10 protein-coding genes are annotated in these 13433 nt (G+C 49.4%); 5 read left to right on the top strand and 5 right to left on the bottom strand.

What is annotated here, in order from left to right; translation table 11 throughout:
- Positions 1-16 precede the first annotated feature (16 nt).
- Entirely contained in the window at positions 17-250 is a 234-nt protein-coding gene (locus GR160_RS10670) for a transcriptional regulator (RefSeq protein ID WP_160749857.1), read from the bottom strand.
- A 648-nt stretch (positions 251-898) separates the two neighbouring features.
- Here GR160_RS10670 and GR160_RS10665 point away from each other — a divergent pair.
- The 3 genes from GR160_RS10665 to GR160_RS10655 are packed head-to-tail and all read left to right on the top strand — an operon-like array spanning position 899 to position 7890.
- The gene (locus GR160_RS10665) at positions 899-3871 is read left to right on the top strand and encodes a SusC/RagA family TonB-linked outer membrane protein (RefSeq protein ID WP_237421208.1); all 2973 of its coding nucleotides are present in this window, start codon (positions 899-901) and stop codon (positions 3869-3871) included.
- Positions 3872-3881: 10 nt separating this feature from the next.
- Positions 3882-5276: a RagB/SusD family nutrient uptake outer membrane protein gene (locus tag GR160_RS10660; protein ID WP_160749855.1), complete on the top strand. Its 1395-nt coding sequence runs from the start codon at positions 3882-3884 to the stop codon at positions 5274-5276.
- Between the two features lies 1 nt (position 5277).
- Positions 5278-7890: a S9 family peptidase gene (locus GR160_RS10655; protein ID WP_160749854.1), complete on the top strand. Its 2613-nt coding sequence runs from the start codon at positions 5278-5280 to the stop codon at positions 7888-7890.
- 45 nt (positions 7891-7935) lie between these two features.
- Here GR160_RS10655 and GR160_RS10650 read toward each other — a convergent pair whose 3' ends face one another.
- From GR160_RS10650 to GR160_RS10635, 4 genes are all read right to left on the bottom strand, one after another.
- The gene (locus tag GR160_RS10650) at positions 7936-8223 is read right to left on the bottom strand and encodes a hypothetical protein (protein WP_160749853.1); all 288 of its coding nucleotides are present in this window, start codon (positions 8221-8223) and stop codon (positions 7936-7938) included.
- 75 nt (positions 8224-8298) lie between these two features.
- Positions 8299-9804 carry a MauE/DoxX family redox-associated membrane protein gene (locus GR160_RS10645; RefSeq protein ID WP_160749852.1) on the bottom strand — a complete coding sequence of 502 codons (1506 nt, stop codon included), beginning with the start codon at positions 9802-9804 and terminating at the stop codon, positions 8299-8301.
- A 95-nt stretch (positions 9805-9899) separates the two neighbouring features.
- Positions 9900-10802 (bottom strand): helix-turn-helix transcriptional regulator, encoded by a 903-nt coding sequence (locus tag GR160_RS10640; RefSeq protein ID WP_160749851.1) that lies wholly within the window; start codon positions 10800-10802, stop codon positions 9900-9902.
- A 176-nt stretch (positions 10803-10978) separates the two neighbouring features.
- A complete protein-coding gene (locus GR160_RS10635; RefSeq protein WP_160749850.1) occupies positions 10979-11266 on the bottom strand; it encodes a hypothetical protein in 288 nt (95 codons plus the stop codon).
- Positions 11267-11768: 502 nt separating this feature from the next.
- Between GR160_RS10635 and GR160_RS10630 the strand changes: the two genes are divergently transcribed.
- Together GR160_RS10630 and GR160_RS10625 are read left to right on the top strand one after the other, a co-directional pair.
- Positions 11769-12170: a plasmid mobilization relaxosome protein MobC gene (locus tag GR160_RS10630; RefSeq protein WP_160749849.1), complete on the top strand. Its 402-nt coding sequence runs from the start codon at positions 11769-11771 to the stop codon at positions 12168-12170.
- Complete coding sequence (locus tag GR160_RS10625) at positions 12155-13417, top strand: relaxase/mobilization nuclease domain-containing protein (protein ID WP_160749848.1); 1263 nt, start codon at positions 12155-12157, stop codon at positions 13415-13417. Before GR160_RS10630 ends, GR160_RS10625 begins: the two co-directional genes overlap by 16 nt.
- Positions 13418-13433: the final 16 nt, after the last annotated feature.

Raw genomic sequence — 13433 nt, 5'->3', positions numbered from 1 at the left:
AGTTGGATAATACGTGTTATAAATCAACTTCTTTGAAGAAATCTGAAAGCTTAATATTTTTAGCTTCACATATTTTAGCTAAAGTTTTGACCGGAATATTATAATCTTTGATCTTCAGAGCTGAAGCTTTTATTTTACGAACAATATTTTCTTCAATATTATGATCAACAGCGAATGACCGTTGGGATTTATAAGATTTAATCCAATGGTTATACAAAAATTTGCATATTTCACTATTTACATTATTCATGAAACAAAGAAAACTTAATCGCAAAAAAATAATGCGCACCATGGTGCGCATTAAGCTTTATTTGTTATTTTTGTCTGAATAACATAATTTTGCGAAACTTCAAAAAATTAAAAGAAGCATTCGCTTAGAGTCCCGACTTAGAAACTGGTAATTTTTGCACACGGGGTGATAAGATTGATGCTCACGTCATACATGGCGTGGGCTCACTTATTCGTGTGCGGGTATACCAGTACCTTAAGTCGATATAAGTTGAGGATTACCCACGCCTCCTTTTTAGGAGAATACTTCACTCGCTGGTTCTAAGCAATGTATTAAGTTTCGCAATCCATTTTGGTTTATTGGCCATTTATCGGCTTTAAAATAGTCCTGCGCCGGACCCCGTTTTGAATTCACAGTTGGGTTAGTACCTGGAAGGGAAAGGTGCAGGATGTTTATATTTTTTGATTGGGAACTAATACCGTATGCCTATGGGAAAGGGATAATAATATAATACACAGACTTTATTATACAGGAAAAGCCTTCTGATTCTACTTGGCGGTATCTCAGAAGGCCTTAGGCGACTAACAAAACTACTGTTTTACTAACCTTTACCAATATATGAAAATTTCCATATTGGGCAAAGGCGGGGCATCTATTTTTTTATTTTTGATGTTTTTACTTCCCGCTGATCTTACTGCCCACACTACTAATGCAATGGTTTTGGCAGCATTGCCACAACAAAACACCGAAGGTACCATATCGGATGCTACCGGCCCATTGGAAGGGGTATCCGTTTCTATTAAAGGCACTACCGTATCAACGGTGACTGCCGCCGATGGCAGCTTTTCGATAGCGGCTGCTCCAGGGGATATACTAATATTAGAATATCTGGGATATGTATCAATTGAAGTTACCGTTGCCGGTAACCAGCTCGGCACAATACAATTAAATGAGGACACTACGACCTTGCAGGAAGTGGTGGTCAATGCGGGGTACTATAATGTAAGCCAGCGGCAAAGTACCGGTAGCATATCCCGCGTTACAGCCAAAGATATAGAGAAACAGCCGGTAACAAATGTACTGGGCGCGCTGCAGGGACGCATGGCTGGTGTCGACATTGTGCAGAATACGGGCGTGGCAGGCGGCGGGTTTAACATACAAATACGGGGTCTGAACAGCCTGCGTGCCGAAGGCAATGCGCCGTTGTACATTGTGGACGGGGTGCCCTACAGCTCCCAGAGCCTGGGGAACAGCAATACTTCAACTATTATCCAGGGGACGCTAAATCCCTTAAACAGTATTAACCCGGGCGATATCGAAAGTATCGAAGTGCTCAAAGATGCAGACGCTACCGCCATTTACGGCTCTCGGGGTGCTAACGGGGTGGTACTGATTACCACCAAAAAAGGCCGTGCCGGTAAAACGCAATACAATGTGGGGATAAATACGGGATACAGCAGTGTCGCACACTTTATCAATATGATGGATACACCGCAGTACCTTGCCATGCGCAGGGGCGCGTTTGCCAATGATGCTGTTAGCGAATATCCGGGTTCCGCATACGATATTAATGACACATGGGACCAAACCCGTTACACCGACTGGCAGAAGGAGCTCCTCGGGGGCACTGCCGCCTATCAAGACCTTACAGCTGCCGCCTCCGGGGGCAGTGGGCAAACACAATTTCTAACATCGGCAGCGTATCACAACGAAACTACCGTGTTTCCCGGGGACTTCAAGTACCGCAAGGGTACTTTCAGGGCATCGGTTAACCATGCGTCAGAAGACCATAAATTTACCCTCGCCTTTACCGCCGGATATACTGCTCAGAAAAACAACCAGCCCGGTACCGACTTTACCCGTACAGCCTTGCTACTGGCACCCAATGCGCCGGCCTTGTATAATCCTGACGGGACACTGAATTGGGAAGGCAGTACGTGGACCAATCCCCTAAGCAACCTGGAGAGTAAATATATTTCAAACACCCAGGACCTGATTTCCAACCTGACACTGGGTTACGAATTGTTGAAAGGGCTGTCGCTCAAATCAAGTTTTGGCTACAGTGACACCCGCTCTAAAGAGACAAGGACACTACCCTCTACAATGTATGACCCGGCATGGGAAGCCACCAGTGAGTTTTCCACACTATACCTCAACGACACCAGGCGCAGCTCGTGGATCATTGAACCGCAGCTCAACTGGGCACAGGCGCTGGGCAGCGGCGCGCTAAAAGTCCTGGTGGGAAGTACATTCCAAAGACAGGTGGATAATCAACTCGTTCATGAAGCCGATGGCTTTACATCCAATGCCCTGATCTATAACCTCTCGGCAGCGGCGTTGCTTTTTGCACTGCGCGATACCGAAGCCCAATACAACTACAATGCGGCCTTTGCCCGTATCAACTACGACTGGAAACAAAAATATTTCCTGAACCTGACCGGCCGCAGGGATGCTTCCAGCCGCTTTGGGCCGCAAAGGCGGTTTGCAAATTTTGGTGCGGTCGGCGCGGCATGGATTTTCAGCGAAGAGGCGCCGGTAAAAGACAAAATGACGTTTTTGAGCTTTGGTAAGCTACGTGCCAGCTATGGCAGCAGCGGCAACGACCAGATTGGGGACTACCAGTACCTGGACACCTACGGGATCGGCAGCAGCAATTACTCAGGCGTTGTCGGGCTTAACCCTACAAGGCTGTACAACCCCAACTTTGGTTGGGAGAAGAATACTAAATTTGAAGCCGCCCTGGAGCTCGGTTTCTTGAAAGACCGGATTTTTACCACTCTGGGCTGGTTCCAAAACCGCTCATCCAGCCAGTTGGTAGGCATACCGCTTCCGGCCACAACAGGCTTCAGCTCCCTACAGGCCAACCTGGATGCAACCGTTGAGAACAGCGGGCTTGAGGTAACATTGCGCACTGTTAATTTTGATACGGCTTCTTTCCGCTGGGTTACCGATATAAACCTTACGGCAACAAACAACAAGCTCCTGGACTTCCCGGGCCTTGAGGCATCAACCTATGCCAGCCAGTACGTTATCGGGCAGCCCCTGAATATAGTCAGGCTGTACAAATACACTGGCATTGACCCTGACACAGGCTTATATACGGTTGAGGATGTAAACGGTGACGGGGTTATTACACCAACCGAAGACCGGCAGACCATCCGCAACCTGAATCCGCGGTTTTTCGGGGGGTTGCATAACCAGCTTACGTACCGTAACTGGCAATTTGACTTTCTTTTTCAGTTCGTAAAAAAGCAAGCTTACAGGGCCGAGACCCAACTCGGTGCACCGGGCAGCTTTTCCAACCAGCCTGCCGCTATGGCAAACAGTTGGCAATCCCCCGGCGATACTGCCCCTTATCAGTTGTTCACTGCGGGGTACAACGGGCCTGCCGCGATGGCCTACAGCAATTATATGACCAGCGACGGGGCCATCACCGATGCCTCGTTCATACGTCTAAAGAACATTTCATTATCCTACAAGGTTCCTGAAAAATGGCTCGGTGGGTTGCAATGCACCGCAACACTAAGGGGCCAAAACCTTTTGACAATAACGCCCTACAAAGGTGCCGACCCCGAATTTGCAATTATTGGGTACCTGCCACCCTTACGTACGGTGACCGGCGGGCTTCAATTCACTTTTTAAACACTCGACCATGAAAAAAAATAAGATAGGCAACTACCTCATAACCATCCTGCTTTTAGCAGTATGCCTCCTACACACAGGCTGTGAAAGTTTTACCGAAGTAGACCTTCCATCCAACCAGCTTACCGCGCCGGCGGTCTTTCAGGACCGCGCCACGGCCAATGCGGCGCTCGCGGGCGTGTACGCTAAAATCCGTGATACGGGCTTCCTGCGTGGGGGAGCCAACGGCATCGGAAGTAAAATGGGGTGTTATGCCGATGAACTCGACTCGTACGCCGATGCTACGGACAACACCAGTTTCTTTTATACCAACAGCGTGCTGCCCACCAACCCAGACATTACCGGATGGTGGGCCGATGCGTACCAGATCATCTACAGCGCGAACGCTATAATGGAAGGTACGGACGCTTCCCAGGCGCTTTCACAACAGGACAGGGACATGTTACAAGGTGAGGCGCTTTTTATAAGGGCATTGGTACATTTCTACCTTGTAAATATTTACGGGCCAATCCCTTACATAACCACAACAGACTACAGGCAAAACAGTCAGGCCGGGCGTGTAGCGAAAAGCCAGTTATATAGCTACATCATAGCCGACCTTACAGAATCCATCGAAAAACTGCCCGGGCAATACAACAACCCCGAAAGGATACGCGCCAGTAAAGCGGTAGCCAGGGCATTGCTCGCAAGGGTTTATCTTTTTAACCACAACTGGGCTGAGGCTGCCCAAACAGCTGAAGCGGTTATTAATGACCCTGTAGGCTTTATGCTTCCTGATGACCTTGACACAACTTTTTTGAAAGAAAGCGGCAGTACCATCTGGCAGCTGTCTGCTGCCGGACAGGGCCAGAATACGGAAGACGGTGCCCATTACATTTTTACAACGACCCCACCGCCAACAGTGGCACTAAGCGAAGCGCTGATGGTGGCCTTTGAAGCGGGCGACCTCAGGAAAGAACATTGGACAGGCGCACTCAGCGATGGTGGGACAACCTATTATTACGCCAATAAATACAAGCATAGGGGGCTTACAGACGCTTCCATGGAATACCAGGTGGTATTACGCCTGGCCGAACAATACCTGATCCGCGCCGAGGCGAACCTGATGCTCGGTAACCTTTCACAAGCAAAGCAGGATATTGACCTTGTACGGCAAAAAGCAGGTCTTGCCCCCACGCCAGCGCAATCACAGCAGCAGCTTCTTGCGGCAATCCTGCAGGAGCGCAGGGTAGAATTTTTTACAGAAGGCGGTTTCAGGTTCCTTGACCTCAGCCGTTTAGGTTTACTGGATGCAACCTTAAGCACCGTTAAACCGGGCTGGGACACCACTGATGCACTATTGCCGCTACCACAAACCGAATTACTATTAAACGCGCATTTAGCGCCGCAGAATCCCGGATATTAAAATGAAAACCAAGTTTGTAGCAGGCCCCTTGCCGCACATTATCCTTGCCTGCTGCCTGCTGCTGGGCACAGCGTCGGGCTTTGGGCAGGGCAAAGAACATCTTACAGAGAAGGAGTATTCACTTTGGGGGACTACCCAGCTCTACGCGGCCTCCGGCGATGCCCGCTGGGTCGCCTACACTACGCGGTACGAAAATGGGATGGACACCCTTACACTACAGCATACCCTGAGCGCAAAGCAATACCGCTACCCGGGAGGGTCCTCGGTGCTTTTTGGGAAAGGCGGGTTCGCCCTGGTAGGCGATGCGGCGGCAACACTACACCTGAGGTATCTGGACAGCGGCAAGCAGGTAGCCTATAAGAACGTAACCTCGTATGGCCTCAGTGCTGATGCCTCCAGCCTTTTTATGCTACAGGAGGACACCTTATCGGTCGTTGGGTTAAAGACTAACATAAGGCGCGTAATCCCCGCTGTCAGCGCCTACAGCTATAATGCGGCGGCGGATGCCCTAGCATACACGCTACGAACCCCGGATCGAAGTCAGGTCGTAGTACTGCATCTTTCACCCAGTACACGCATGGAAGCCACCACTGTGGCCGAAAGTGGTACGCACGCATACAGCAACCTGGTGTGGTCCAAGGGTGGCGGGGAAATAGCTTTTGAGCAACATCCCTTTACTCCTTCCTCCGTGGAGGCCAAAGGCCGGATTGGTTTTTATCACTTAAAAAGCAAGGCACTTTTTGAGTTTAACCCGGCAAGGCAGGAAGGTTTTCCCCAGAGGGACATAATATCCTGTACCTTTCTGAAACCCTTATCAATTTCCGATGATGGCTCCAAGGTGTTTTTTGGGATAGCAGCCGGTGCCCTTGAAGCCGGTAACCCAACCGTTGAAATATGGAATACAGGAGACAAATTTCTCTATCCCGCCAAGGAAGAAATACAAAATTGGGACGCGGTGGCAAAAGTAGCAGTATGGTGGCCTCATTCCGGCCGGTTTTACACCCCGGTACACAACCATCCTACGGGTATGCTGACCGGTGACCAACGGGTATTGTTGAGCTTTGACCCCGGGCAATATGAACCCCAAAACAATTTCAGGGCACCGGTGGATATTACCCTTACGTACCTGGAAACAGGAGAAAAGAAAACAATCCTGGAGCAATGGGCTTATAGCCCTCCGTATTTGCAGGTTTCACCTGCGGGAGGGTTTATACTGTATTGGAAAGAAAACAATTGGTGGGTATACGATCTCAATAATGAAAGGCACCACAACCTTACCGGCGGGTTACCCGCTTTCTTCTACAACCCGGATTTTCAGCACCCCTCGCCGGAGCCTCCTTTCGGTTTTGCGGGCTGGAGCAGCGATGATGCAGCCGTTTTTCTATATGACCGTCACAACATTTGGAAAATAGCTACCGATGGCAGCAATCCCCTACGTATCACAAACAGCAATGGGGCTACTACGTTCAGGTTGGTTTTGGAGCCTGCCGGCAAGGGTAACCTCGATGGTTATGCGCCTGTGGTTATAGATACACGCGCTCCTTTGGCAATTAAAGAATATGCGGCGGCCTACACGTGTTTGCATACGTGGCAGCAAGGCAGGGGGTTGGTCAAAATTGCTACGGAAGCCGGGGAAATCACAAGTGTGATACCCGACAGCACTTATAAAAATTGGTTGTATGTTTTTCAGAACTATCAGGTAGCCCCGACAGTGCGGTTAAAGAATGCCAAACAACCCATCAAAACGATTTATAAGAGCAACCCACAACAGGAGCGTTTCCAATGGGGACGTGCGGAATTAATAGAGTACAAAGATCCTCAGGAAAATGAACTCAAAGCTATCCTTTATTATCCAGCAGATTATGACCCAAATCGGCGCTATCCGATGATTGTCCATATTTATGAAACACAATCCAGGGATTTATTTGCCTACATAAATCCTTCGTTGTACAACCATACCGGTTTCAATATAACAAACCTTTTGGTACAGGGATATTTTGTGTTGCTTCCCGACATTACCTACCAGATAGGCAGGCCCGGGCAGAGTGCCCAGGAATGCACACTGGCAGCGCTGAGAAGAACCCTTGAAATAGTGCCGGTTGATCCTGGGCGGATCGGGCTTATCGGGCACTCGTGGGGAGGTTATGAAACGGACTACATTATCTCCAAAACACCAATGTTTAAGGCAGCTGTAGCCGGCGCCGCGATTACCGATTTTACCTCTGATTATTTCAGCGTAGTCTGGAACCTTTTTATGCCAAGTTACTACAAGGCCGAAGTCGACCAGCACCGTCTCGGAAAGGCGTATTTTGAAGATCCGCAAATGTATCAGCTGAATTCACCACTGTCCCATGCGGACCAAATTACCACGCCGTTATTATCGTGGGCAGGTAAACAGGACAAACAGGTGGATATCGGGCAGACCATCGAATTGCACATGGCCCTGCGACGGCTGGGAAAGAAAAACATTATGCTTTTGTATCCGGGCGAGCGGCATGTACTCATGCAAAGGGAACATCAGGCGGACCTTACACGTCGCACTGAATCCTGGTTCGGGCATTATCTTAAGGGGGAAGCCGAACCCTTATGGTGCAAAGTAGATGTGATTAAATAAGTACAATGCAGTTCCCTGGCAGGAACTGCATTGTTTTTTAATCCCTTACGGGATTTTGTGCAGCTCAACGGTACAGCGGCCGGCAGCCGTCTTGCCCCAAAGCTGTTGCCCAAAATTAGGGCCGCTTGCGGTAACAGTACATATAGGGCCGTCGTCGACCATGCAGCGCGTACTGTTGTTGCACACAGTGCCAAGATCATTGCCTTTTACAAACCCATCTGCGTAGGTGATAAAGGCTGTAGGGCTTTCTGAAGTATGTTGTGTTGCATACGCCCCGATGGTCGCGATAGCCATAGCCGCAATCGGTACCAGATTTTTGATAGAAAATTTCATAAGGATAACAATTTAAATTACGGCCTACTCTTTCAACAGGTTTTCAGCCTTCCCCTGATACTGCGCAGTATATTTTTAACGTGTGGTAGCTGGCTGGCTGTGTGGCGTACCAATCCCGGCCGGCAGTGTATACTTCACGGCATGGGTACCGATAAATCCAAATAAAAAACCTTGGTAAACGTGAAAATTGGTAAGCTTCTTACCACCGATATCATAAACATAAAAGCTTTGCAGATAGGCGCCGCTATAAAGGTCGTAAACATCTATAATACTGGCCTGCCGCCACATTTCTTCAGGCTCAAACTTGCCCATCACACCCGAGTTAACGTATAAGCGGTAGCCATCTACCGCGCACGACTTGTTTACCACCATGGGCGGTGCTGCAAACTTTCTTTCATTGCGGCTCTTTACATAGGCAAGCTTTAAGGTTGCAATGTTAAAGGTATCAATCGTGCTGAACCGCTTTTTCAGTTTCAGGTCCGGCCCGGTAACTATAATCCCGTTGCGGTAGCGGTACACATATGCGAAATTACCCGAGCGGGGGTCAAAGCTGAAGGTACCGTCCACATCAAAATTTCCGTCTGCCTGCTTGTGTAGTAAACCCGGTAATAACCGCTCTTCAGGGGGCGTACCCATTGATACGCTGCCTAAGCAGCCCGAACCATCTTTCTCGTTGAGTGTCTTGGTCACAAGGGTTAAGGAATCCATAAATTCAAAAGAGGAAAAAGGGCGGTTACCCTGCCAATACAACCCGGCAGAACGCCCCTGTAGATCTCCCCGGAATACTGCCGGGATGATACCGTCGGCCACATACAGTGTTCCATTCAGAACCTTGATCCGTACAGATTGGAACGGCAGGTCATAACGGTCCAGTCTTATTTTAAAACGCTCTTTAGCAGACAGGCCTGTATCCAGTATGGTCAGCAAAAGCGGGTTGGTCGTATTACCCAGGTAGAGGTTGGCGCTATCGGATCCCGCCCAATAATAGGAGTTATAACCCAGGTCGGTATCTGCAATTTTACGCGCATCATACGGAAACCGGCGGGTAAAATTATTATGGTAGCTGGTAAGCTGCTCCGAAGCGCTATGCAAGCCCCACATGACCACCACAGCGGCGCAGCTGATTACCGTAATACCGCCAATGGCCTTCACCTTGCTTGCCTGCGGTCTGGCATTCAGTATCCCAAGTATTGCCAGGGCAATAAAAATGAGGTTGAAGGCCAGGTGCTGGTTCCAGCTCAGGTGCTCCAGGATTCCCCCACACGAACAAGGGACAAATGAGCCATAATGCAGGATGATATAAATGTAGGCAGAAAAAAGTGCCATCAGGCCCAGCGAAAGATATAGCCCAACCAAACGCAGCCTGGGGAGCGATAATGAAACGGCAAGGGCCAATTCCGCAACCGGTACCCCAACCGAGGTCCATCCGGCAAAGTGCGCCAAAAGCGGGGACTGGCCGAGCTGTACCCTAAAGTTTTCGAAATCCAGTAATTTGGCGGCTGACGCGTAAGCGAAAAGGAGTATGTAAAGAAGGCAAACTGTTTTTAGGGTAGCTTCCCGTAAGGCTGGTAAACGGCTCATTGAATGTTAGTTTTGATTGTAGTGAAATTTGCAATTAATTCACGCTATCGGTTTGACATTCAGGAATAAAAAAAGGTCGATCAGGAATTATACCCTTATGATGTTTCCCTTGCTTTGGCAGGGCTCATCCCATAGCGTTTACGAAACGCTTTAGCAAAACCGGAGTAATCGTCAAACCCACACTGATTTGCGATTTCGGGCAACGGTGTAGTGGTCTGTTTTAATAGTGAAAAAGCCCGCTCAAGGCGGACCTGGGAATAGTGCTGGTAGATGCTGGTACCAAAACACGTTTTAAATTCTTTTTTGAGTTCGTATTCGTTGGTACCGAAGCGCCTGGCAAATTCGCGCGTTGTAGGCAGTACACCTTCCCTGTGTGCCAAAATATAATCGTACACCTGTTGTACGGCCATTAGGCTTTTTCGTGCGTGTTTGTCCTTATCCATGCTGCTGGTTGGCACAACAGGCTTCAGGCTGAAGAGGCTGACGATAAAATCGTAGTCACTGTACAGCAGCCTGTCAATAAAACATGTTGCAGTGAGGAGCCTGCCATCGCGTGCCTCAAAGGTCAGTGTAAGTAATTGCGGGTAGATGTTTTCACCCTGCTGCAGCGCGGTAACTGCTGTAAAAAAATCCTTCCGTGAAGAAGGCACAATATACCTGCTGAAATCAGTGCGGTACATAAAGACCCCGGAGTACCCAAAATACCCCGCCGTTGTGCTCCCTGTTCCCCGGACTATAAAATCAGCATCCAACAATACCAGCCCATACTGGATAAGGCCATATCTTTTACGGGGGTGTACAAAGGCCTTATGCAGCAACAGTGTCCGCAATTCTTCAGAAAGTAATTGCGAGAGATCCCGGATACCAAGGGAGCTATTTGGCGTAGCGGTTGCTTCAGGCGCATGTAGATCAGGGACAACAGCATTCCACTGGCCCAGTACCAAATCCAAAAGGAATCGTAATAAAAGTTCATTTTCATCCGGCCTTTCCGTTTCCATACCGTTTCCTTTAAGTCACAGCCCTGCAGTAAGGGCAGCGCGGCAGCAAAGTGTTTGATAAATGATACTACGCCGCCGGTGCGCCCCAACCCCAAGCTGCATGGGATTATACAATCCGCAAGGGTATAGATAAGGTGATTACTATAGCAGGTGATTACGGAGAAAAATCAGGATGATCAGGATTTATTGTTCTCCTGATGGACGGTAATAAATTTAGCATTAAATTCTACCAGTGAGGATTTTTCTAAAAACGCATTCCCAAGTTCCCTCAGTTCAGTGAACAGCTTGCCGCTCTCCAGGTGCCGTAGCAGCTCTGAAGCCTTTGAAAGATCAGGCAGGTTTAAAATGTGGTTCAGCACCAGCAGTTGTTTTCTCGGGATCTTCATGTCTATCCGTACCGCATCATCCATTCCCGGGGCACTCAAAAGCGTGTCGTACACTCGGGCTACTTCATTTGTTGTCATAACGATCATTTTTAAGTTAATAGCTTCCCTACAAAGTTACAAAGCCTCACGGAAACGATCCTCATCGAAATTCAGCGGGGATTGCAAATGCGCTAGGCACCGCTGTAAATTTGTAATAAGCTTCGGCAGCCGTATGGATAAGCAGTGTTTTTATACGCGTGATGGGTTTGTAGTGTCGCGCAACATTTTTGTAAGGCAAAATCATGTGGTACTCTTGTAATTGGAGATGGCGATATCCCGCTTATTGGCTGCTGTTTGCCTTACTGCCTGCGAAACCTTTTAAGCGGCCGCCAACCCTGACAGCTTCCGGTAAGGTAGAACATACGATATAAGACTGTTGCTATTACGCTTGCAGATATGCCGGGTTGAGGGATTGCAGTCTTTTTCGCAATCGGCCAGATGTACGTTTGTGATACAAACGGATCTGGCTGCCCTTACTCGAAACTCGTGGGCAGGGACTGCTGAAGGAGCCTGGTGAGCCTGTTGTACAAATGAAAATGATATGATGATGGAACCAAAAGACAACGCCCAGCGCAGCCACTGGCTGCACCTGCGCCTGCGTGCTGAGGAGCATGAAAAACTGATGCGCAAATTTAAGGCAACGACTTGCCGTAAGGTAAGTGAATATGTAAGAAACTGCCTGTTCGAAAAACCCATTACCATGCTGCACCGCAATGCCTCACTAGACCAGGGGCTGCAGGAACTCAGCCTGCTGCGCGAGGAACTGCGCGCCATAGGCCAAAACCTCAACCAGGTTACCTACCGCGTCAATGCTAATCCAGCCGTTACACAGGATAAAGGATGGCAGAGCGCATTCCTCTCGGCACGCAGTAGCCTGGTAATACAGATGGAAGCGCTATCCGGTGCAATAACTAAACTCTCCACACTATGGTTGCAGTCATAAAAGCCTCGCACGCACTCTCCCGTATCCTGCGCTACAACGAAGAGAAAATAAGCAGTGGTGCTGCCCGCTTTCTTGGGGAAGGCAATTGTCCCTTTGAGGGGGCTTCGGCAGGGCTTATGCCAAAGCTTAACTACCTTGAAGGCATGGCAACGCTGAATGCGCGCATCCGGCATCCGGGGGTTCATATTTCACTGAACTTCCCGCCTGAGGAACAAAGCCTTTCCGATAGCCGCCTCTTGGAGATAGCACGCACATATATGCAAGAGGTGGGTTTTGCCACGCAACCCTGGCTGGCATACCGCCACATGGATGCAGGCCATCCGCACCTCCACATTGTATCGCTGAAGGTACGTCCCGATGGCAGCCGCATCGACATGCACAACATCGGTCGCAACCAATCGGAGACGGCACGTAAAGCCATAGAAAAATCATTCGGGCTGATCCCGGCTGAAAAGCATGCCCGTACGCTTGCATATAAGCCCGAGCCGCTACAGGCCGGCAGGTTACAGTACGGAAAGGCACCAACCAAAAAGGCAATCGCTAATGTATTGCAATTTGTACTCGAAAAGTACCGCTTTTGTTCACTGCCTGAACTTAACGCGTTATTGGGGCTTTACAACATAAAGGCAGACCGGGGAAAAGTAACCTCACGCACCTTTCTTGCAGGAGGGCTTTTGTACCGCGCCCTCGATGCTGTGGGAAACCCTTTAGGTGTTCCCATCAAGGCCAGTGATTTTCACTTTAAGCCCTCCCTTGCCCGGCTGGAAGTGTTGTTTACCGCTAACAAACCGTACCAGGATAAGTCGCGCCCGCACCTACGCACCGTAATCGACAGTACCATTTTAAAAAGCACGCCCGGCTCAGTGCAAAAGCTCCAGGAACTTTTAAAGGCGAAAGGGGTTGACATGGTACTGCGCCAAAATGCCGGGGGGCAGCTATACGGGCTGACCTTCATTGACCATACCACCCACTGCGTCATCAATGGCAGCAGCCTCGGTAAGCCCTACAGTGCTAAAGGGCTTTCAGAACGCATTTCAGGACACCAGCGGGAAGATGCCCACGGGCATCAACCCTCGGTGCGGGAACGCCCGCAGCATCCCGGTGCCCGGGACGCAGCCGACACTGTCCACAAACCCGCCACAAATGAAAACCTCATCAATGAATTACTGAGCCCCACTGCAGCATCTGAGTATACGGCGGCGGGTTTTAATGCAAAGCGCAAAAAGAAAAGAAAAGGCCGCGGGTAAGCAGCCGGATATAATT

Origin of the sequence: Flavobacterium sp. Sd200 (assembly GCF_009826935.1) — a bacterium.
GTDB lineage: Bacteria > Bacteroidota > Bacteroidia > Flavobacteriales > Flavobacteriaceae > Flavobacterium.
This window is presented reverse-complemented; position numbering and strand designations above follow the sequence as displayed.